General features: G+C 42.8%; 24 protein-coding genes. 12 read left to right on the top strand and 12 right to left on the bottom strand.

The features are described from left to right. Positions 1–44: 44 nt before the first annotated feature. The 5 genes from MSWH1_RS07010 to MSWH1_RS06990 all read left to right on the top strand — a co-directional run bounded on the left by MSWH1_RS07010 (position 45) and on the right by MSWH1_RS06990 (position 3,923). Entirely contained in the window at positions 45–521 is a 477-nt protein-coding gene (locus MSWH1_RS07010; RefSeq protein WP_048127282.1) for a hypothetical protein, read from the top strand. 307 nt (positions 522–828) lie between these two features. After that, positions 829–1,035: a hypothetical protein gene (locus tag MSWH1_RS07005; RefSeq protein WP_369798583.1), complete on the top strand. Its 207-nt coding sequence runs from the start codon at positions 829–831 to the stop codon at positions 1,033–1,035. 70 nt (positions 1,036–1,105) lie between these two features. Then, entirely contained in the window at positions 1,106–1,399 is a 294-nt protein-coding gene (locus tag MSWH1_RS07000; protein ID WP_048127278.1) for a helix-turn-helix domain-containing protein, read from the top strand. A 90-nt stretch (positions 1,400–1,489) separates the two neighbouring features. Further along, positions 1,490–2,380, top strand: a complete 891-nt coding sequence (locus MSWH1_RS06995; protein WP_048127276.1) for a nicotianamine synthase family protein — start codon at positions 1,490–1,492, stop codon at positions 2,378–2,380. 322 nt (positions 2,381–2,702) lie between these two features. Further along, positions 2,703–3,923, top strand: coding sequence for a cytochrome-c peroxidase (locus tag MSWH1_RS06990; RefSeq protein ID WP_231585635.1), 1,221 nt, complete (start codon positions 2,703–2,705; stop codon positions 3,921–3,923). 214 nt (positions 3,924–4,137) lie between these two features. Here the strand turns inward: MSWH1_RS06990 and MSWH1_RS17450 are convergent, their stop codons facing one another. The 3 genes from MSWH1_RS17450 to MSWH1_RS06975 all read right to left on the bottom strand — a co-directional run bounded on the left by MSWH1_RS17450 (position 4,138) and on the right by MSWH1_RS06975 (position 9,459). Next, positions 4,138–6,093: a beta-propeller fold lactonase family protein gene (locus tag MSWH1_RS17450; RefSeq protein WP_052723141.1), complete on the bottom strand. Its 1,956-nt coding sequence runs from the start codon at positions 6,091–6,093 to the stop codon at positions 4,138–4,140. Positions 6,094–7,150: 1,057 nt separating this feature from the next. After that, positions 7,151–7,798 (bottom strand): metallophosphoesterase, encoded by a 648-nt coding sequence (locus MSWH1_RS06980; RefSeq protein WP_048127274.1) that lies wholly within the window; start codon positions 7,796–7,798, stop codon positions 7,151–7,153. Positions 7,799–7,953: 155 nt separating this feature from the next. Next, the gene (locus MSWH1_RS06975; protein WP_231585634.1) at positions 7,954–9,459 is read right to left on the bottom strand and encodes a S9 family peptidase; all 1,506 of its coding nucleotides are present in this window, start codon (positions 9,457–9,459) and stop codon (positions 7,954–7,956) included. 368 nt (positions 9,460–9,827) lie between these two features. On the opposite strand from MSWH1_RS06975, the gene tnpA reads away from it, so the two are divergent. The 3 genes from tnpA to MSWH1_RS06970 all read left to right on the top strand — a co-directional run bounded on the left by tnpA (position 9,828) and on the right by MSWH1_RS06970 (position 11,006). Then, positions 9,828–10,073, top strand: a complete 246-nt coding sequence (gene tnpA / locus MSWH1_RS19955; protein WP_231585633.1) for an IS200/IS605 family transposase — start codon at positions 9,828–9,830, stop codon at positions 10,071–10,073. Next, entirely contained in the window at positions 10,040–10,141 is a 102-nt protein-coding gene (locus MSWH1_RS20765) for a transposase (protein ID WP_369798582.1), read from the top strand. The genes tnpA and MSWH1_RS20765 overlap by 34 nt, the downstream gene beginning before the upstream one ends. Before the next feature lie 622 nt (positions 10,142–10,763). After that, the gene (locus tag MSWH1_RS06970) at positions 10,764–11,006 is read left to right on the top strand and encodes a hypothetical protein (protein ID WP_048127270.1); all 243 of its coding nucleotides are present in this window, start codon (positions 10,764–10,766) and stop codon (positions 11,004–11,006) included. Between the two features lie 465 nt (positions 11,007–11,471). Here the strand turns inward: MSWH1_RS06970 and MSWH1_RS06965 are convergent, their stop codons facing one another. From MSWH1_RS06965 to MSWH1_RS06930, 9 genes are all read right to left on the bottom strand, one after another. Continuing rightward, entirely contained in the window at positions 11,472–12,029 is a 558-nt protein-coding gene (locus MSWH1_RS06965; RefSeq protein WP_048127268.1) for a DUF1269 domain-containing protein, read from the bottom strand. After that, complete coding sequence (locus MSWH1_RS20495; RefSeq protein WP_255350491.1) at positions 12,026–12,148, bottom strand: hypothetical protein; 123 nt, start codon at positions 12,146–12,148, stop codon at positions 12,026–12,028. The genes MSWH1_RS06965 and MSWH1_RS20495 overlap by 4 nt, the downstream gene beginning before the upstream one ends. Positions 12,149–12,416: 268 nt before the next feature. Next, entirely contained in the window at positions 12,417–13,490 is a 1,074-nt protein-coding gene (locus MSWH1_RS06960) for an AI-2E family transporter (protein WP_048127266.1), read from the bottom strand. Positions 13,491–13,642: 152 nt separating this feature from the next. Beyond that, positions 13,643–13,834 (bottom strand): hypothetical protein, encoded by a 192-nt coding sequence (locus MSWH1_RS06955; protein ID WP_048127264.1) that lies wholly within the window; start codon positions 13,832–13,834, stop codon positions 13,643–13,645. A gap of 60 nt (positions 13,835–13,894) precedes the next feature. Further along, complete coding sequence (locus tag MSWH1_RS06950) at positions 13,895–14,959, bottom strand: AI-2E family transporter (protein ID WP_048127262.1); 1,065 nt, start codon at positions 14,957–14,959, stop codon at positions 13,895–13,897. After that, entirely contained in the window at positions 14,950–15,372 is a 423-nt protein-coding gene (locus MSWH1_RS19595) for a hypothetical protein (RefSeq protein ID WP_197074623.1), read from the bottom strand. The genes MSWH1_RS06950 and MSWH1_RS19595 overlap by 10 nt, the downstream gene beginning before the upstream one ends. Before the next feature lie 31 nt (positions 15,373–15,403). After that, a complete protein-coding gene (locus MSWH1_RS06940) occupies positions 15,404–15,619 on the bottom strand; it encodes a hypothetical protein (RefSeq protein WP_197074041.1) in 216 nt (71 codons plus the stop codon). 99 nt (positions 15,620–15,718) lie between these two features. After that, on the bottom strand, positions 15,719–16,246 hold the full coding sequence (locus tag MSWH1_RS06935) for an LURP-one-related/scramblase family protein (protein WP_048127256.1): 528 nt from the start codon (positions 16,244–16,246) through the stop codon (positions 15,719–15,721). 240 nt (positions 16,247–16,486) lie between these two features. Continuing rightward, positions 16,487–16,687, bottom strand: a complete 201-nt coding sequence (locus MSWH1_RS06930) for a hypothetical protein (protein WP_048127254.1) — start codon at positions 16,685–16,687, stop codon at positions 16,487–16,489. Between the two features lie 218 nt (positions 16,688–16,905). On the opposite strand from MSWH1_RS06930, the gene MSWH1_RS06925 reads away from it, so the two are divergent. The 4 genes from MSWH1_RS06925 to MSWH1_RS06915 all read left to right on the top strand — a co-directional run bounded on the left by MSWH1_RS06925 (position 16,906) and on the right by MSWH1_RS06915 (position 22,150). Further along, complete coding sequence (locus tag MSWH1_RS06925) at positions 16,906–17,871, top strand: alpha/beta hydrolase (RefSeq protein ID WP_048127252.1); 966 nt, start codon at positions 16,906–16,908, stop codon at positions 17,869–17,871. A 110-nt stretch (positions 17,872–17,981) separates the two neighbouring features. Then, complete coding sequence (locus MSWH1_RS06920; protein WP_048127250.1) at positions 17,982–19,961, top strand: amylo-alpha-1,6-glucosidase; 1,980 nt, start codon at positions 17,982–17,984, stop codon at positions 19,959–19,961. A 195-nt stretch (positions 19,962–20,156) separates the two neighbouring features. Continuing rightward, a complete protein-coding gene (locus MSWH1_RS20490) occupies positions 20,157–20,279 on the top strand; it encodes a hypothetical protein (RefSeq protein ID WP_255350490.1) in 123 nt (40 codons plus the stop codon). Positions 20,280–21,154: 875 nt separating this feature from the next. Continuing rightward, on the top strand, positions 21,155–22,150 hold the full coding sequence (locus MSWH1_RS06915; RefSeq protein ID WP_082088055.1) for a glycosidase: 996 nt from the start codon (positions 21,155–21,157) through the stop codon (positions 22,148–22,150). The last annotated feature ends 26 nt before the right edge of the window (positions 22,151–22,176 follow it).

Below are 22,176 nucleotides of genomic sequence, written 5' to 3'. Positions count from 1 at the left end.
AAAAAATCTCCAAACCATAAAAACTATAAAATGAAGGTGGAAAAATGAAGAAAACAATCACAGCAATTCTTCTGGGCATACTGCTGATAGGTACTTTCGGAGCAGCAGTTGTCAGTGCAGTAGCTTCGGATGATACAGGAGCAACACACGGCTACGGGTTCATGCAAAGATGGGCTGCCAGATCTACAGACTCTGGCGCAGGCAACTTCGCTACTTGCCCTTACTACAATGCAGATGGACCCGTAGAACTTAAAGTTAAAACCATAGATGAGGCTTTTGACATCGCAAAAGCTGAGATTGATGCCGACGTCTCCAAAGACAACATCTATCAGATGAACCGCTGGTGGATTGTCTCCTATGAGGATGAAGACGGAGTATACACACAGGCAAGAATCGACACAGTAACTGGTGATGTGTTTACCGGATACGATGGTCCTGCAGGAACTCAGACCTGTGGAAGGTTTGCCCGCGGTTCCGGATACGCTCACAGACATGGATACTGCATGGGATATGGCAACTAAATTCCAACCATAAACCATCCTTTTTTTATTTGTTTTAACCTCTCAGGTTAATTATTCAGGTTTTTAGTATTATATTAGACCTCCTCTACCGGGTATTTTTTATATTTATGGTTGAAATCAGTATAATGAAGAAGAATAGATAGAATAAGAAGAAACATGAAGAAGAATAGATAGAATAAGAAGAAACAGATATCAAAACAGATATCAAAACAGATATCAAAACAGATATCAAAACAGATATCAAAACGGATAACAAACAGATAAACCAAAAAAAGCTGGTTTTCTCGAGGTGAATATTTTGAACGGTATGGGGTACGGCATGTATGGCTCTTTCTGGGGCTTCTTCCTGAACATTCTTATTATCCTTCTCATTGTGGGTGCAGTAATGGTGCTTCTGAACAGGTCAGGGTACCAGGCACCAGCAAGTAATGAAAAGCTTGTGAAGATCGAAAAGGATATAGAAGGTATCAAAAAAACAGTAGAAGAAATAAAGTCCAAGCTGGAAGAAATCTAAACTTTAATACGGGAAGAGAAGTTTAAGGAATGTTTCAGGTCCTTACTCCTAAAATGCGAAGGTATACCGGATGACAAAATCACTTCAACAAATTGTGAACATAGGCGAGGCCCTTTCCCACCCTCTCCGATTAAAGCTTCTCTACCTGCTGGCTGAAAGGGAGAGGTATGTGTATGAACTTGCCAAGGATCTGGACCTCTCAAGGCAGGTGGTGAACCTGCATTTGAAGCGCCTGGAAAAAGCAGGATTTGTTGAAAGTGACCTGCGGCTCGAAGATGACGACATGCGAGCCAAGAAATTTTTTAAGTTGAAAGAGTTTGAGGTCTCCCTCTCTATGGAAGACCTGAAAAAGATTTTTGAATAACCGCAAGGACTTTTTCAATATCAGGTTTTTTTTTCCAATCTTCAACATGCATATATCCCAGGACATCATAATATTCTTTCAGGAATTTGTATGGTTATTGAAATTAACGAAAGCTTGGAGCTTTCAACTGAGACTGTTCTCGGAGAAATTCTTGCTTTGCACCGGGATATAAGTGTAATGTCCGACGATGAAATCCTGTACGGGCCTTTGGACCAGAGTGGAAAACTGTTCCGGCAGCTGGATTATTTGATCACCATGGACATTGAAAATGATGCAGCCCTCGAAATTTTGCAAAAGAAGGAATTGGACCCGGTCTTTGCTGATCTGAGCAGGTTTAGAAGTTTGTACACCGTAAGGATTGAAACCGAGCATGCAAATGAAATCCTTGAGAGTAACTCCCCCTGGGATGCTCTGGAAAAATTTCCCTTTTACGGAAATTATCTCAAGCTGGTTCGCACGGAATATGAAGGGCTCAGGCTTTCCCCCAGGGACAGGGTTTTCTTTCTTGGAAGCGGCCCACTTCCCCTTACCCTGATAATCTTTTTCAGGCAGCATGGGGTGAAAAGCACGGGGATAGAACAGGACTCTAGCAGGGCAAACCTGTCAAAAAGAGTGCTGGAAAAACTCGGGCTTTCCGAAGCTGTCACAATAATCAACGGAAACCATTTTTCGCTGAATGGAGAGGGCTTTGCACTGAATCTGGATACAGGGATTAAAGCCCTGATGATAGCAGCCCAGGCCGAACCCAAAAAAGAGATCCTTGATCATCTTTTCAAAGTAATGCCCGTCGGGAGCAGAATCTCCTGCAGGATTTACGAAAAAGGGTTAATGAAATTGCTGAACAGGAACTGCCTGTCAGACCTTCCGGAAGGTTTTAAGGAACTGGGAAGAGTATATCCCGAGCCTCCTGTCTATAACACCGTTGTGTTTCTGGAGAAAAAAGGTAAGAGTTTCAGCCGCCTGTGTTCTTCACAGGCTTAAATTTTTTTTGTTTTCTCCTTAAATTTTTGCATTGAAACCTATGTCAAAAATAACACCAAATTTTTATTTTTATACTCTTGTTTTCCCGCAATACCCTGAAGATGCTGGTGTTTACTTATTCTGCGTTTAATATATCCCTTTATATATTTTAAAGAATACTACAGGAATGTTTTTATTATTGTAACCCATATATCTTCCACAAATTCCGAAAAAAGGATCTTGTGGAATTCTTTGCCGGGGAGTGATGATTGGTGACTTCTGTACCCAATAGTTTACATCATCTGATTTTTCCGGAATGTACAGAATAGTGAGGGAGATTTGTTTGATTAAAATAAAATTATGGACGCTTTTGCTGATTCTGCTCCTGACAGTGCTCATTGGATCGGCTTCCGCAGAATTGAATGAAACGGAACAGCTTGGAAAAAAAATATTTTTTGACAAGATTTCAAATCCTGACAGTATGGCATGTGCTAAATGTCATGCTCCACAAGTCGGATTTACCGGACCCATTCCTGGCATTAATCTCAAGGGTTCCGTATATCGCGGCGCTATGCCTCAGCGCTTTGGAAACCGTAAACCGCCAAGTGCCGCCTACGCCACCTTGAGCCCTGTTTTCCATTATGACGAAGAAGAAGATCTGTTCATTGGAGGTAATTTCTGGGATGGTAGAGCCACAGGAGAAATTCTTGGCAATCCTGCCGCAGACCAGGCTATGGGCCCGTTCTTAAATCCTGTAGAGCATAATAATCCTAGCAAGTTAGCAGTATTGGAACAGATAGCTTCATCGAAATATGTCGGGCTGTGGGAAGCTGTCTGGGGTCCGATGAGTTTAGACACCCAGGAAGAAATCGATGAGAGTTATGGTAATGTCGGTCTATCGATTGCAGCTTATGAGGATTCGAGTGAAGTCAACCAGTTCTCCTCAAAATATGACGCCAACCTGAAAGGAGAAGCCGAATTGACCGAGGAAGAAGCATGGGGTCTTGAGCTGTTCAACGGTAAAGCCATGTGTAGTAACTGCCATCCAAGTGAACCTGGCCCCTATAGCGATCATCCATTATTCACAGATTTCACCTTTGATAACCTGGGTATTCCCAGAAACCCGGATAATCCTGTCTATGATACTGAAGGAAGGGACTGGGTTGATCCAGGTCTTGGTGGCTTCCTGGAGACGAGAGAAGAGTGGAATGACACTTTCAATGTCACTGAGAATATGGGTAAACATAAAGTGCCAACGCTGCGAAACGTGGCCCTGAAGCCCGGAAATGGTTTCACTAAAGCATACGGGCATAACGGATACTTCAAGAGCCTGGAAGGCATTGTGCACTTCTACAATACCAGAGATGTATTGGCGGGCGAATGTGACCCCTTCACCACCGAGAAGAACGCCCTGAAGATGGGCTGCTGGCCAGAGCCTGAAGTCCCTATAAATGTTAATGAAGACGAACTGGGTAATCTGAGACTGAACGTTACGGAAGAGAAGGCAATTGTTGCATTCCTGAAAACTCTTTCGGACGGCTACTATGTTCCTGAGGTTCCCTAATAACCGAAGCTTGAGTGTAATGCCTATTATAAATGCATGCAATTAATTTTTTGGTTTGAGGGAAAAAATAATGCTGGATAGGATATTACCCTTCCAGCTTTCCTGTTTTCTACTTACTTCTTTCTTTTACCTGTACCTGAAATAGTCCTGTTTTTCCCTTCTGAAATCCGATATTGAGGATGCTGGATTATTTATGTTACTCTGTGTTGTTCCATTACTTTCCGGTACAGACCTTGACTATATAAGTTTTTGAACTTGTACCGAATTTGTTGGTCACTTTTAGTCTAACGGTGTATTTTCCTGCTTTTTCGTATACGTGCAATGGGTTCTGCTTTGTTGAATATGTTCCATCTCCAAAGTCCCAGTACCACTTAGCTGCATATCTCGAGCGGTCTGTGAACTGCACAGTATAGATGACTTTGCTGGCGAAGTTTGCAACAGGGTGCGGTTTAATTATTGGAAGCGGACACACACATTTCCCAACTGGGACAGGGGTGCTACCCACAGGCACCGTGTCTATTACAATGTTTGTGCTTGTGTCAATTATGGTGACAGTATTACTGATGATATTTGTCACATACACGTATATTCCCACGACTTCAATTCCAGCGGGATATTTACCAACATCAACCGTGGATACAACAGTATTTGTAGCCACGTTAATTATGGTGACAGTATTACTGATAATATTCGTCACATACACGTATGTTCCATCAGGGTGCATTGCGATTCCAGCGGGATAATCCCCAACATCAACCGTGGCTGCAACAGTGTTTGTAGCTGCGTTAATTATGGTGACAGTATTGCTGATAATATTCGTCACATACACGTATGTTCCATCAGGGTGCATTGCGATTCCTGAAGGATGATCCCCAACGTCAACCGTGGCTGCAACAGTGTTTGTAGCTGCGTTAATTATGGTGACAGTATTGCTGATAATATTCGTCACATACACGTATGTCCCATCAGGGTGCACTGCAATTCCGGAAGGATGGTCCCCAACGTCAACTGTGGCTGCAACGGCGTTTGTAACTGCGTTAATCACAGAGACAGTATTGCTGTTAATATTCGTTACATATACATATGTCCCAGCCGGGTTCACGGCGATTCCTGAAGGATGATCCCCAACGTCAATTTTGGCTTTAACATCGTTTGTAGCTGCATCAATTACAGAGACCGTGTTGTTGTTAACGTTAGTCACATACACATTTGTTCCCGCAGGATTTACCGCAAATCCACCTGCATCGGGACCTACGTCCACCCTGGTTGTAGTGTTTGTGGATTCATTAAGTACAGAGACCTCGCTGCCGGTCCCGATTGTTGGTGATACCAGGGCAAATGGTATGGTTTCGTTAGTTCCGGGTTCTGTTAAGTTGATTTCTGATAGCGTTAAGTTGGCTTCGATTTCCGTTAAGTTAGCTTCGAGTTCTGTTATGTTAGTTTCGGGCTCCGTTACGTTATTTTCGGGCTCTGTTATGTTAGTTTCGGGCTCCGTTACATTGGTTTCGGGCTCCGTTACGTTATTTTCGGGCTCTGTTACATTGTTTTTGGGCTCTGTTACGTTATTTTCGGGCTCTGTTACATTGGTTTCGGGCTCTGTTACATTGGTTTCGGGCTCCGTTACGTTATTTTCGGGCTCCGTTACGTTATTTTCGGGTTCTGTTACGTTATTTTCGGGCTCCGTTACATTGGTTTCGGGCTCCGTTACATTGTTTTTGGGCTCCGTTACTTTATTTTCGGGCTCCGTTACATTGGTTTCGGGCTCCGTTACATTGGTTTCGGGCTCCGTTACATTGGTTTCGGGCTCCGTTACATTGGTTTCGGGTTCTGTTACTTTATTTTCGGGCTCCGTTACATTGGTTTCGGGCTCCGTTACATTGTTTTCGGGCTCCGTTACATTGGTTTCGGGTTCTGTTACTTTATTTTCGGGCTCCGTTACATTGGTTTCGGGCTCCGTTACATTGGTTTCGGGTTCTGTTACTTTATTTTCGGGCTCCGGCTCCGTTACATTGTTTTCGGGCTCCGTTACGTAATCTTCCGATTTTGTTGCGTTTCCACCTGGTGGTTCTCCGTTAGCTGCACTTACTGCTACAGCTATTGCTGAGATTACAAAAATTAATGTAAAAATACAAAATATCTTTTGTGTTATGCCAGATGTTTGTTCTCCCATTGTATACCCCCAAACTCTTGCTCAATTCGATACAATTTAGATCTGGTTTTTGATCCATCTCTTCGACAGATTCGCTGCGTAAATATTATTTTACCAATAAGTCATCTGAATTAGTTTCTAAAAAAAGATATTATTGGCAAAATTTTGAACTTATTTTATATGGTCAGTGAAAGCGATTTCAAATTGTATCAGTAAAGCATTAGTATTTAAACAAATATAATATATATAGAAATATAAATACGAATCATATAAAACAAAAAACATTGAATTATACCATCAGACTTTCGCAGACATATCTAAAATAAAAATATATTTCACCGGCTTTCATTTTTTACACAAAAGGAATCTAAATATTACATATCAGTCCTATCATTAACAGGAAATTGAAAGTTCACATCGACTTGAATAAAATAGATTAGACAAATCAACAAATCAACTATCCACTGAATCTAAAGATTTAACGGGTTTCCTGCTGAGGGTTTATGAATTATACAACTGTATACATTCTGCCGAAGCCAGGCTTTTTCTCAACATAAAGAGGATCTGTTCCTTAACTTTGATACTGATTATACATTTTTTAAATTTGAACCTCTGTCATCAACTCTTCCTCCGGGACTTCTGCAGGGTCATTTAAGTACAGCTCCCTGCTCAGGTCAAAAGAACCTGAAGGTTCCAGGTTGTTTCGGTAGCGTAAGCAAAAATCCTTTTGTAACCGGCTTCAACCCCCTGATAGGGTCCCCGATAACACAAAAAATTCGAAATTTATCGGAGTGCTTGTGTTTATGGCGATCCTGCTCACAGCCACCGGTTTTATTTTCCAATATTACTTATGCAACAGCAGGGTTATTGTTTACAGGAAATTCTTTGCAGCACCGATCAGCGTCATCACCAGTACAAATTCAAGGCCCAACTTTATAGTAAGCAGTTTACTGGAATTAAAGTAGATTCTGAGAAACTTATGGGTTATAGTAGTGAAATTTGTTCAATGGGACTAAATTACAAATATCTCTGATCTTTACAACCAGAATTCACCATTCAGAGCCTCTTTTTAGTAACCTCAAGGCATCTGCTCAAGCCTGGGCTTTCCATCTTCAATTACTACGTAGGTGAAGCTGTCAATCATGTCCCCACAGTCAAAGAGTTTACCATCATCTCCTACCGGCTCATGGGTATGCCCCATAATCAGGTAATCCAACCCTTCTTTGTTGATGAACTCCCTTGCTTTCTCATGGATCTTCTCGATGTGCAGGCAATAATTTTTGTCCTCAATTTTTAGTTCAAAAGGAGATTTAATGAATTTTTGATACAGGTAGGGGAACTGGTCTACGAGCCAGCCGTACAGCCAGTGCCCGAACATCTGCTGTAAATCAAATCGCCAGCCATGACAATAATAGATGTTGTTTGAAACAAAACTATCAGTAACCTGTACGGGGATTTTTACTTTTTTCCACAGCTTATAGTCATGGTTTCCCCAGATGATTATGGTGGGAACTTCCTCTGCCACTTTAAGTAACGCTTCGTAAGTGCTTTTCATAGGTTCCTGGCTTTCGATAGTTTCAATGGGACAGCGCCACAAATCTAGGACATCCCCGCAGAGGATAAGTTCGTCTGCATTTACTTTCACCAGCTCAAAAAATTCTTTTATTTTCGGATAATTTGCATCTTCGTAACCGATATGAAAGTCGGATGCGCAGTATATTTTCATTAAAATTCCCCATTGATTTCAATCTAAAGAAAGGAAAATGACACTGCATAGCAATACAGTGCCGTTATTTCCTCCTGAAAACTGAATCTATTTTTCCAATCAATTCACTTTTCCAACCAGTTCACTTTTCCAACCAGTTCACTTTTCCAACCAGTTCACTTTTCCTGGATGTGTTCCGAAATCCAGTTTCCTATCATTTCTAAAGCAGCCGGAGAAATTGTCTCTTCAATGGCTGTGTACTCAGAAGGAGACCCTGTCTGAGCGGTCTGGAATAAATGATTGAGCCCTGGCACCTCTTTTACAGTATAGTCCTTATTGCCTCCAGCTTTAAGGGCTTCCTCAATTGCCTGCAGGTTTTCTTCAGGTGGCACCTGGAGGTCTTTTTCACCATTTATCGCAAGGACCGGGCATTTTACCTGCATCAAGGTAGGGGCGGGGTCGTATGTCAGGAAAAAGCGCATCCACGGCGATATAAGAGTCTGGACCTGAGCATTAACCAGAGCGTCAAGGGTAGCTTCAGAGTAGCCGGAATTCTGTTTTTCTTCTTCGCTCATGTTTGCCATTTCATCCATTATAAGTTTGCGAAGTTTTTTCTCGGCAATTGTATTATTTTGTTCCTCTTTTATCACAGAGTACATGCTTTTCATAAGAACATTATTCCGGGTAATAGTCTCATTGTCTACCCCCTCTGCCCTGGAAATCAGGTCGCTCTGCAACAGGATAATTTCTTCCCCGGTAAGGCCAGGACCTGCCATCAACACGATGAATGCAACATCTGGAGACCGCACCGCTACTATTGGGGCAATTAACCCTCCTTCACTGTGCCCGATCAGGCCGATTCGGGTAGGATCTATCTCTTCGCGGCTTTTCAGGTACTCAATTCCGGCAAGCACATCCCCTGCGAAATCTTCGGACGTGACATTCGAAACGTTCCCGGTCGACCCTCCAATGCCCCGGTCGTCGGCCCGGAGCACGGCGATACCCTGACGTGTCAGATAATCTGAGAGTACAAGGAAGGGGCGGTGGCCAAAAACCCCTTCATCCCGGTTTTGCGGACCGGAACCGGTTATTAGAATTACTGCTGGAAAAGGTCCCTCAGACCGGGGAAGGGTTAACGTACCTGCAAGCTTTACTCCTGCTTCGGTATTTTCATAAACGACTTCTTCTTCATCATATGGATAGGGTTTTACAGGGTCCTGTTCCCTGCGAATTTCAGGTTTTTCATCAATACGGGAAAGCACAAGTGGAAGAACTGACCCTGCCTGTTTCCACTCTCCTTCGATGGTTTTTCTGTCTTCTTTAAGTGTCCCTTCAAAAACTCCTCTGATGGATTTCACTTCAAGACGCAGGTCCCCATCCTTATAGGTAACTGTTTCTACAGGTATGCCATTTGCTTCCTGGTCAAGGCTGTCCATGGTAGCAGTCGGTAAACCCTCAGGTCCGGTAGAGATGTTAAATAAAATTCTTAATTCGTTACCTCCCGGAACCTCCAGACTTCCCAGCCAGATGCCTTCGATGTCTTTTATATCTTGAACATTTTCATCGGACATATTATCCTGTTGCGAACCCTCTGATTGTGGTTTATCGGGTTGGGAGATACACCCCGGACCAGCTACAGTTACAAGCAATAAAACTACAAAGATTACAATATTACGATTCATTAAACGTCCCCATCTGTTTGTTTTTTACACTTAGTTCGTATACGTTTTATAAAAAGAATGAGTGCAAAGCGACCTGATTTCCAGATAAAACTTGGCTGCGGTGTAAGCTGAGTCCTCCGTTTTTATAGTATTACAATTTGTACCCTCTCATTATTTTAATTTCTTCTCATTTTTCCTTTCTGTTTAATAAATTGAAACTCTTTATTTTTGAAAGAGGTTCCATTTTTTAACTCTAAGGCGGGAAGTCCCCTCCCTCGGAGCGTAAGCGACAAGTGGGGGATGAAAGCCGTCAACTTATTCAAAACAACAGTAGCATAATAATTTATATTTATAGTTACATCAATATAATTATATCAATATAGCATAAAATGAATTGTAGGAGCCATTCTGTGCATTCACTCCATTATCATTTCGTTCAGTGTGTGAAATATAGGAGAAAAGCTCTAACGAACCCTTTAGTTGTTGATTTTCTAAAAACTAAAATCCATACCATAAGTGAAACGTTTGATGTTGAAGTGCTGAATATCAAGTGTGACAAAGACCATTTTCACTTATTATTTTCAGCAAAAACTTCGCTTGAATTCCAAAATATATCAACACCATCAAGACAATAACTTCAAGGGAGATTCGTAAAAACTTCCCTGAAGTAAAAACTATGTTATGGAAAGATACGTTCTGGTAAAGATCGTATTTTATCGCATAAACAGGGCAAGTAACCTTAGATATACTGAAGCAATATGTGGATAACCAGGGCAAATATGCATCTGACGAAGAAGATAAAGATCAACCCAACTGAAGAAAAGACACGATATGCCTCTTTGGGAAAGAATTATGAAATATGATTGTGGAGACGTTATTGATAGAGATAGAAATAGTGCTATCAACAAAATAGTGCTATCAACAAAATAGTGCTATCAACAAAATAGTGCTATCAACAAAATAGTGCTATCAACATCATGAAGCGATTCTTATCACAAAGTGCTTTGTGGGCAGGCTATCAGAGGTTTTCTGATAATCTTCGACAAACAGGGTTACAGATGGATACTTGCATTATGCAAATATCCAGGTGACGTAATTACTCGAAGGAAGCTCCGTCCTCGCTTTCATCAGAAAGCAAGGCGGGGTAGTTCACGCTTCATTATGAGTTTTATATATTTCAAAAAAATCCTCGAAAACCTCCAGGGACTTTTCCAGCAAGTTATTTAAGCAAATCCAAAGTTTTACTTGTCTTATGTTTCAGGTGAAAAAAGTGCCCATCTGGCAGTGTTACTTGGCTGAATTCTCTACTTGATGACCGGTTTATTTTGAAAGAAAAATTTGGAAAGGAGAGTATTGCAGCCCTTTTCCTCGCAATCACAGGTGTTTATCTGGTGATTCGCCCGGAAGGTGGGTTTGAAACCCTTAAATTTTCCGGCAGTCATCTCATAGGAGTCGCATCCGGGCTCTTTGCAGGAATGCTCCTTGCAATTATAATTATGAATGTGAGAGTCCTGAACTGCGGCTTGCGTACCCCACAGAATGATGAGACTCAACAGGATGCTTTCTAAAAGGAGGAAAGTCTTATCTGCAGCATTTGTTTTTGTTTTTTTGATTACCGGCCAGAACAATCGCTTCAGGATTAATCGGCTTATTATTATGGCTCCTATTGTCAATACCAGAATAACGGCCAACTTCGAGACGATTTTGCCGAGGGGTAGCCCCTGTATAATCTCAACCACTCATATATTTCCCCGATCCCGGGCTGGTCCCTGCAACAGAATTATCAGGTATATTTTTTCTTACTTATCTATTTAAGTCAAAATCCTCTGGACTACTGCCTCATCCCCTGCATTCCATATAATGAAATATAAAGAAAAAATAAGTAACTTTGCACCTTCGCATGTCCACTGCCGTTAAAATATCGAAAATGAAAGCCCTATCGTCCGGTTTCCTCCAAGTTTTCTACACTGATACTGGACAGAGTGTCAGGTCCAAAGCATTCGTAAAACCGGCATTTAAGTTTTGGTAACTTTTCAGGGTGTCGCTGCTACCATTCCCGGTTTCTTTTCCTCTGCAAATTTAACCGCTTCTGCCAGTTCTTCTCCAACTAAAGCAAGTAACTTAGGTGTGATCATTCCCTGGGAGACCAGCACTCCTCCCGCATCTTTAATCGCCTGTTTAAGATTCTTTGCCCAGAGGTGTTCGATGATAAGGATAGCGGCGGCGGTACCTTCCGGGATTGCATCGGTTACCTCCAGGATATCTTCTTCAGTAATTCCATAGTTTTCCCTGGCTGCTGCCAGGGCTCCTTCCTCCATACCTTCCCTGGCCCCTTCTTCGCCGCCAGCTCCATACCCAATGATTCCTCCTACAACGGCCCCGAAACGCATTCTCTCCTCTTCGTCCAGCTGTGTAGCTTCCAGAGAAGCAATATTACCACCCTCATCTTTCCATATGAACAGCAGGTCAATGAGCCTGATCATTCCTTTATCCGTGATTGACTCAAATTCACGACGGATCCGGCCGTGGAAGTTCGGATTATCGAATACGATCACTAAGAGCTGCATAGGCCCATACATTACTTCGGTCATTTGTTTTCCCCCTCTAAAGTTCTTTCTCTTCTTTTTCTTTCTCTTCTTTTTCTTTCTCTTCTTTTCCCTCTTCTTTTCCCTCTTCTTTTCCCTCTTCTTTTTCCTCTGCTGCCCTGCATTCCGTTTACCTTCTTTCCGTTACCCCGTTCCTCATCAAAAGGGCAAAGGTTATCCAGATAAGCCGCAGAATCTCTTCACATTTCCAGTGACTATTTCCCTTTTTCCCCTTATCCGATATTCAGTGCCCGAAAAACAGCTTCAGCAGCATTAGCAATGTTATATATAAAACCCCGTTTATATAAAATTGTGCACATATATTTATGCACATAAGATCAAAAATGCTGGAAATTTCACTAATTGTGGCCTACAACCGGACCAAATAAAATCTCAGGATTCATTCTTGCTCGCATTTTCTTCATCCTGCCTTCTACTCCCACTTGATTCCATCATTTTAGCCATCCAGCGTGTCTCCTCGGAACTTTCCAGAACGATCTTCACAACTATTGTAAGGGGTACGGCGATCAATGCACCTGCAGTTCCAAGCACATAAGACCAGTAAAATAAAGAAAGAAATACAATCGCAGGAGATAATTTAAGGCCTTTTCCCGCAAGAGATGGGAATACGACATTTTCTACGAGCGCATTGACAATAGTAATAGCGACAAGTACACCCAATGCCCCTATGGGTCCGTATTTGAACAGACCAAGCAGCATAGGTGGAATGGCGGCCATATAAAAACCCAGGTATGGGATATATCCGAAAAGGAAGAACAGGAGACCCCAGAGAATAGCAAAATCTATACCCCCAAGAAGGAGAAGTATGGCAGTTCCAATACCCCCTAATAAATTGGTCTCAGTCCTCAGGAGAATGTAATTTATGACGGTTCTGCTTAATTCGGTAAACTGCGAAAGACGGGTTTGTTGATCTTCAACTTCTTTTTGCACTCTATCTGGCACACTTGCAGCATCCAGAAGTAAAAACGTCGTCGTGACAACAATAAGCACAATTGTTGACCCGGCACTCAGGGCCCCTGAAATAATTTGCCCCGACACTTTGAAAGTGAATGCTGCAATATTGCGCAGGGCCGTTTCCACGGAAACTCCAACTCTAGGTAAATAAGCTGAAAGACTGCTCAAAATACTCTGAGACTGATTTTCGTAGTCTGCAATCTGTCCACTGAGCTGGAATAAAGAGTTTGCAAACAGAATTGCAGTTCCAACAAAAACAAAAATAAACAAAATGATCACCAGAAAAACGCTAACCGTTCCCGGAACCTTTTTCCTCATAAGCCAGCGAACCAGAGGGGCAAAGATTAAAAAGGCAAAAAGAGCGAAAAAAACCGGCACTAGTATAGTTGAAATTGCCTTCATACCAAGTGTAAGGAGAACTGCAGCAGTGCTGTAAATTAGAATTTTGGCTGGTATTGAAATAGTATTTGCATTTATGTTTACATCCCCCAATCTTTCTCTTGCTGATAACTTTCTTCTATAATGATTTAAAGCAAAACTTTCGGTACTAAATTTAAATCCTTATTATATAGGAATTCGAGTGGGCAGACATTCAGACCGCATATTCTGCTCTGAGTCCCGGTTTTTCTCTGCAAATTTAATCGCTAGAGGTGTTCGATAATAAGGATAGCAGTAGCAGTACCTTCAGGGACAGCTTCGGTAATCTCCAGATTATCCTCCTCAGTGATCCCATAATCCATGATTGATTCAAATTCACGCCGGATTTGACCGTGGAAATTAAGATTATCGAATACAATGGCTAAGATTTGTACTGGTCCAAAAGTTACTTCGTCCAACTTATTCCCCCATTAACAATTCTGCTCTGCTGCAAAGAAGAAACTTCAATTAATTGGTTCTTAACTGTCCTCAGTGTTCTCTGCTGGTCCCATTAATCTGGCCAGCCATTTTGTTTCCTTAAAACTCTCAAGTAACATCTTCAAAACTAATGTAAGAGGTATGGAAAGCAGCACGCCTCCGAGTCCTAATACGAAATTCCAGTAGAGAAGAGCAACAAACAAAAACGCAGGAGACAATTGCAAGCCTTTTCCCATCATTGACGGGAAAAGAACATTTTCTGTAAGTGCATCAACAACAACGATAATGACAATAACTGCAAGAGCACCTAAAGGCCCATATTTGAAAAGTGCAAGCATTATGGGAGGAATAGAAGCTATAACCAGACCAATATAGGGGATATAACTTAGCAGGAATATAAGAACCCCCCACAGAACAGCATATTCGATGTCTCCTATAAAGAGAAGAAGAGCAATTGTGAAGGAGGTGATAAGGTTTACTTCTGCTCTTATAACAATGAATTTTACTAGCTTCCTGCTAAAATTACCCAGATTCAATTGGAGTTCTGATTTATTTTCAGTTTCCTGATTTACTCTTTCAGGCATGCTGGTAGCATCTATTAACATAAATGCCGCCGTAACTATAATAATTCCAACTGTTGCCGAGGCATTAACAAGCTCGTTAACGATGCTTATCATGAGAGAGATCGTTATTGACACAATACCGCGAACAATTGACTGTAAGGAAAACCCCTCATATGAAGGAATGTATTTTGTATAGCCGTTCACTAACACAGTTAATTGATCTTGATAAATGGGTATCTGGTTCCCAAACAGAAATGCCGCTCTGATAACTATTGCCCCGAGAACCAGGATAATTACAGTGAATAAAGAAATAGCCAGAGCGATGCTCAACCAACCTGGGACCCCCTTTTGTTTTAGCCAGCGAACCAGAGGGGTAAAAAGAAGTGCAATAAATATAGAGAATATAACGGTTGTAAGTATTGATGAAACTTCCCGCATCCCGATTGTCAGGATAACCACAGCTGTAGTGTACAGTAAAATCTTGGCTGGCATTGAACCTGCTGGAGTTGAGCTTTTTGTATTTGCATTTGTATTCATACCCATGTTTGACATCTCCACAATGTTCTTTTAGAACCCATGAAGGACGAACGATGCCAGGCCTCTTGGGCCGAACCAGCCCAGGAAGAGGACGATTTTTCGGTGCAGGTTTGCACCAGGTTTGCACCTATCAGGGAGATTGCTACAGGAACCATACAGATGACAGTAAGACTCAGCAATGCACAAACGACTTCGGAAAAGCCGATAACTGGAAGCTTTGTGGCTGCTGTGGTCCCGAAGATAAAGAAAACTGCAAGGCTCAGGAACAGTCCAGCCGCTACAAAGATCATTGAGGCGGTGACGACGATGCCCGAGATTTTTCGGGAGACAAGGCTAAAGGCAAAGAGCAGCACTGAAAAGGCTATGACAAAGTTTGTGATTTCTGATGTCATGGAAATTCCTTTTACTTTCGGATTCATCCGGCCACTTTTGCGCCCCAACTTTTTTAAACTATAAACTGTTTTTTTGCATGTCCCCTTCACCTTGAAGGTACAATTCCGGATCTGTAAAATTAAGTGCGGAAATTGCCAGGGCTGCCGAACGGTTACGCTGTGATGTCTCGAAGGCAAGCACTCTCTTAATAGACCCGGCAAACCCTCCGAGAAAAATAGCCGATGAAAAATGAAGCGGCAGAACTATCAGGACGTAAAAAATGGTTACCACCATCAGGAGCACCATAAACCCTACAGCAAAAGCAGTGTCCCCTTTCCCTTTCCGGGTTTTATGTATCTCTTTCTGGTGATTCTTTCCTTCATTTCTCCGGCCTCAGTCATGAACCATCTGGTCAAATGCTACCGTAATTGCCAGGATCAGGGCGGCATCCTGTCCGGGAGAAACCTCCACTCCATAGGTATCTCTTATCCGGAACCACTTTTTAGAGACCTCTGCAATTTTTTCCCTCCCAGCTTCAATCCTGTATTCGTGGTCCAGGATATTGCCCTGCACATTCATTTCCGACCCATCTGCGACTTCAACTTTCCAGCGGTCGCGGAGAGGTGTGATCAGGGCTTTTTTGATTGTCGCAGCCGTTTTGCCCTGCCCATCCTGGATATCCAGTGTATCCCTGATCCTGAGAAGCTTCTCCTTGAGTTTGTACAGCTCGTGCCCCTGCACATCTTTTATGATCAGGGTGTCGCGAATACGGAGAGCTTTGCCATCAACATAGAATGCCCTCTCTCCAACCCCATTTTCGATCCAGTAGTCATCCCCTATGGAAACGAGTTTTTCGTGCATTTTGTAGCGTTGTATGCTTTCTGCTCCGCGGCCCCTGAGGCCGCCCAAAATCCTTCCCATTAAAAATCACTCCCATTGTTTATTGCATTTCAGGTCTCTTCCCTCGCGGGTCTTCTGTTTATCCTGGCACAGGACAGGGAAAAATAATCCCGGTCAGCCTTCCAGCCCGGGAAACTATAATAACACTCGAACCTTCTCCCCATTATGGTCTATACTGATGAGCCTTTGAATTTATCCAGACCTGTTTCCCCTTATGAGTTCATTAATATGTAGAATATATATTCAAATTGATTTATAATTTTAGTACCAATGCATGGCCTTTTTTCCTGCTACATATTCGCTTTTTTCCGCCAGCAGTTCGAGATCTTCTTCCCTGGCTCCGAGTTCTTTCAAACCTGAGGGAATTACAATATCGGCTGCAATCTTTTTAATGGCATCTATGGCTTTATCTGCGGCTTCAAGTATTTTCCGGATATCTTCCTTTATAAAAAAAGAACTCAAAGAAATGTATATTCTACTTGATTTATATATTTCTCAGTAATTTATGTATTTACTCCCGGGCAATCGAAATTTAAATTTATTAGGCAAAAATGAAAGGGATTAATTAAAAATGAAAATTATAAGTTGAAAATAAGAAAAATTAAAGGCCAAAATAATACAAAAATTAACCAGATATAAATCAGTTTTTTTGTCAGATTCTCAACAGGGGGAAATTATCTATGAATCAAACTATTCAACTACTCGAACCAACGACCAGAGCCTTTGTAGAAAAAGTGAACAGGCAAGGTGGAACTCCGATCTACGAGCTTTCTCCGAAAGACGCTCGGAAGGTTCTTTCTGATTTGCAGGCTGCTGAAGTAGCAAAACTACCTGCAGATATTGAAGATCGCATTATTCCAGCCGGGCCTGAAGACAAAGTCTCGATTAGAATAATCCGACCGGAAGGAAATAAGGAAAACTTACCGGTGGTGATGTACTTCCACGGAGGCGGCTGGGTGCTCGGGGACACAGATACGCATGACCGATTAGCCAGGGAAATCGCAAAGGGGACCAGTGCTGCGGTTGTATTTGTTAATTTTACGCCGTCTCCCGAGGCAAAATACCCGATACCGATCGAAGAGGCATATGCTGCGACAAAATATATCGCAGAGAACGGGAAAGACCTCAGCCTGGATACTTCAAGGCTCGCAGTTGCCGGCGACAGTGTAGGTGGGAATATGGCGGCAGCTGTTTCACTCCTGGCAAAGGAGCGGGGCGGCCCAAAAATTGTTTATCAGGTGCTCTTTTATCCTGTGACTGATGCAAATTTCGATACCCCATCGTATCAGAAGTATGCGACAGACATCTGGCTTACTCGTGAAGCGATGAAGTGGTTCTGGGATAACTATTTGCCCGACAAAGAAGCGCGCAGGCAGCCAACCGCGTCTCCGTTACAGGCCTCGGTCGACCAGTTGAGGGGACAGCCGCCGGCTCTTATAATCACCGATGAAAATGATGTGCTCCGAGACGAAGGTGAGGCATATGCCCATAAGCTTATGCAGGCTGGGGTCGATGTCATAACCGTTCGGTACCTGGGGACTATACACGATTTCGTGATGCTGAACGCACTTGTGGGCACACCTGCAACCTGCAGCGCAATCGGCCTGGCGAATGAAAATCTCAGGAATGCCTTTTCCAGACCCTGATTCTATGGTTGCTTCTTCAAAAGTATGAAAAAATGAGTCAATTGTTGTGGATATAATTGTTATTTTCCAAACGTGCAGCTATTTATGAATTCAACCCTAATTTAGTATACGTGAGTGGGATCAGGCTTGGAACAGATTTTCTTTCAACGTATGAAGAAGGAATAAAAAGAGAATGGGTTATAGGCAACGGGCTTGGAGGATATGCGTCGTCCACAGTCATTGGAGCAGGAACAAGGACTTACCACGGGCTGCTTGTGGCAGCTCCGGAGAATTCTCCGGGGAGGCTTTTGCTACTTTCTTCCCTTGACGAAGAAATCTCCATCGATGAAGAAGTCTATCGGCTTGCGACCCACAAGTATCCGGACAATATCTGTCCTGAGGGTTTCAATTACCTTTCCGAATTCATCCATAGCCCTTTTCCCCTCTGGGTTTACCAGCCCGGGGATTTTACTGTGAAGAAAAAGGTCTTCATGGTTCACGGGAGTAACACAACCTGCATTCTCTATGATATTACTTCCAGAAAAGAGGGGGCTTTACTGAGAATTTGCCCTCTGGTTAGCTCAAGGGACTTTAATCTCACTGCTCGCTCCGGATACCTTTCCTTTTTCCAGAAAGCTCGTCCTGAGGGAGTAGAACTGGCAAGCTCCAATGGCTTTACTTTCTCGCTTTCGTCCAATCTTCAGTATCACTCCGATCCCCTGTGGCACTATAACCTAGAGTACGACGCTGAGAAGAAGCGGTGCCTTAATTTTCAGGAAGATATCTTCAGTCCGGGCCATTTTGAAAGCAAACTCGAAGTAGGAACTTACCGTTTTTTTATTGCTGCTTCTACAGGAGATATTTCTGCTCTTACTCTTGAGAAGGTTGATAAACTGCATACAAGGGAAGCAAATCGGCAGAATCTTCTTGCCCTCGATTCGAGGCTCATCGAACCCTTTGCGCTTAAGCTTCTCAAGACAACTGACCATTTCGTAGTGAAAAATCGTTTTTCAGGTGAAAACACGGTAATTGCAGGATATCACTGGTACTCGGACTGGGGTAGAGATGCCATGATTTCTCTTCCCGGCCTGCTTTTAATTCCTTATCGTTTCGATGAGGCAAAATCTGCTCTCAAAAATTTTTCCCGGTACTGTCGTAGAGGCCTTATTCCCAATACTTTCCCGGCTTTCGGAGGAGATCCGGTTTACAATACAGTGGACGCTTCTCTCTGGTTTATTCATGCTCTGAACCGCTATTTTGAATATACGAAAGACTTCCTTTTCCTCTCGGATATCTGGGATACTGTAGGCGATATTATAGACAACTATTGTGGAGGTACAGATTTTGGAATCGGTATGGATTCCGATTATCTTATTCGGCAGGGGCCTCAGCTAACCTGGATGGATGCCAAAATCGGGGAATGGGCAGTGACCCCAAGAGCAGGTAAAGCCTGCGAGATAAATGCTCTCTGGTATAACGCCCTGAAAACTGCTTCTTACATGGGTACTCTTCTAGGCGAAGATATTTCCCCATATGAGACTCTTGCCGCAGGAGTAGCTTCGAATTTTGAAAATATATTCTGGAACCCGGAAACCAACTGTCTCTTTGACCTCATATATCCGGATGAGGACGGAAATCAGGTTAAAGACCCTGCAGTTCGCCCAAATCAAATTTTTGCTGTTTCGCTTCCTTATACAATGCTTTCTCCTGAGAAAGAAAAAGCAATTGTAGACAGAGTTGAAAAAGATCTTTTGACTCCCTTCGGGCTCAAAACTCTATCGAGTGATCACCCATTATATGTAGGACAGTATCGTGGGGACGCTCTTACCCGGGATAAGGCTTACCACAACGGGACAGTCTGGCCCTGGCTCCTTGGCGCCTATGTGAAAGCTTACCTGAAAGTCAATAATTCTTCGAAAAGCAGCCTTGAGGACATGCGAATCCTTCTTGAAAGCTTTGATACTCATCTTGAAATTGCAGGTATAGGCACAATTTCCGAAGTGTTTGATGGGGATTACCCCCACTCTCCTGGTGGTGCTATTGCCCAGGCCTGGAGTGTTGCGGAAATTCTCAGGGCATATGTGGAGGACGTACTCGGGATCAAGCCTTGAAAAAGGAATTGTACATTGTAATTCTGATAATACGCAGCTGATAAAATACAAATTATAAAGCTCTAAATCGCTTGAGATCAGCAAAATAAATGAGACAGGCTGTTTTAAGCAATCTCAAAGCTGGTAACCCTGGTGTATTTTGTCTTGACCGCAAGGTCCTGATATTCGCACCTCGTCTACACTGCCAGCCACGGCTTGAAGGCTAATGGAAGCGAACCCCTAAATGTCCAGAAGAAAGTCAACGGCACCATCTGCTGCCAGCATCGTGCAGGTGAGCCCCCGGTTTTCAGGGTTGCCAGAGTATTTGAGAATGGATAGTCTGCAAGGTAACTGAACCCCTGGGGCTTTTCAAATCTGACACTTTTTACATAAGGTGTCCTGGATGACTTCAATTACTCTGGTTTCAAAAAGCATTTTTTTTACCCAACACCAATGGTTATCTGGAGATTGTATTTCCTATAGAAAAATCATAAAAGAATACATACAGACATATAAATAAAATTATAGAAGCTCTCGGGCTGGCAATAAGCGTCCGGGCCCACCCCATGCCCACCCCATGCTTTTCCCGTAATAACCTGAAAGCCTCAGAATTTAAGTTTTTAAAGGGAGAACATGGAATTCATAAATGTAAAAAATGAGACTTCATAAGTATGCAAAAACAAGTCAATAGTTGCGGGTATAATCGTTTTTTTCCAAACGTACAGCTATTTAATAATTTAACTCTAATTAAGTATACGTGAGTGGGATCAGGCCTGGTAAAAATTTCTTTCGACATATTAAGAGGGAATAAAAAGAGAATAGGTTATAGGCAACGGGCCTGTAGGATATGCGTCCTCTACAGTCATCGGGGCAGGATCCGGGATTTCCGTTTTTTATTGCTGCTTCAACAGGAGATATTTCTGCTCTTACTCTGAGCAGGCCGATAAACTCTATACAGGGGAAATAAATCGGCAGAATCTTCTTGCTCTTGATTCGTGGCTTACCAATCCCTTGCTCTTAAGCTTCTCAAGGCAACCGATGCTTTTGTTATGAAAATGTGGAGGAAGTGTTCGGGATCAAACCTTGAAAAAGGAATTGTGTGCACTGCCGTTAATGAAGAAATAAAATATTGTGTGTACCGCCTTTAATGAAAAAATAAAATATGAGCTGGAAGGGAAGGAGGGAGTAATACGACCTGGATAAATCACGGGGAGTTGTTTGCAAGACATAAGAAAAATCCTATCCTTAAGATTGATGATTGGCCGTACCGGACCAGTTCGGTTTTTAACCCTGCGGCTGCCATAGTTGACGGTGAAATACTTTTGCTGGTACGGGTTGAAGACCATAGAGGTTTTTCTCACCTGACAATAGCCAGGAGTAAGAACGGGATTGACGGCTGGGGAATTGATCCCGAACCAACCTTAATCCCGGACCCTGTAAACTATCCTGAAGAGATATACGGCATTGAAGACCCGCGTATAACCTACATCGATGAGATGGGTAAATGGGCTGTAGCATATACAGCTTTTTCAGATTCAGGTTATTTAGCTTCTCTTGCTTTTACAGAGGATTTTCGTAATTTTGAGAGAATAGGAGCTATCATGCCGCCTGAAAATAAAGATGCTGCTCTTTTTCCAGTCAGATTTAACGGCAAATGGGCTCTCTTACATAGACCTGTATCCGGCATGGTAGGTACAAAGACAAACATCTGGATCTCCTTTTCTCCGGATATGAGACACTGGGGTGATCATCAGGTTCTCCTGTATGCCCGGGAAGGAGGATGGTGGGATGCCCATAAGATAGGTTTATCTCCGCATCCGATGCGTGTGCCTGACGGATGGCTGATTATGTACTATGGCGCACGCCAGACAACAGATAAAACAAGTTACCGGCTTGGGATTGCCCTCCTTGACCCTGAAGACCCGAGGAAAGTCCTCCACAGGTCAGAAGGGTGGGTTTTCGGGCCCCGTGAACTGTATGAACGCAGTGGAGATGTCAATGATGTCGTTTTGCCCTGCGGGTGGATCTTAGTAGGCGATGAGATCCGAATTTATTACGGAAGTGCAGAAGTGTCTGTCTCCATGGCCAGCGCAAAAATAAACGATATTCTGGAATATATCCGTGGATGCCCTGAAGAACAGTATCCCGAAATATATTGCAGGGGAGTTGGAGAAAATATTAGAAGGTCTATTGAGCCAAAAAGAGGATAAATTTAACATTAGATTGTGTGGGCAGT

Source organism: Methanosarcina sp. WH1 (genome assembly GCF_000970005.1).
Classification (GTDB): domain Archaea; phylum Halobacteriota; class Methanosarcinia; order Methanosarcinales; family Methanosarcinaceae; genus Methanosarcina.
The sequence above is the reverse complement of the archived record's forward strand: the minus strand, read 5'-3'. Positions and strand labels throughout refer to the sequence as shown.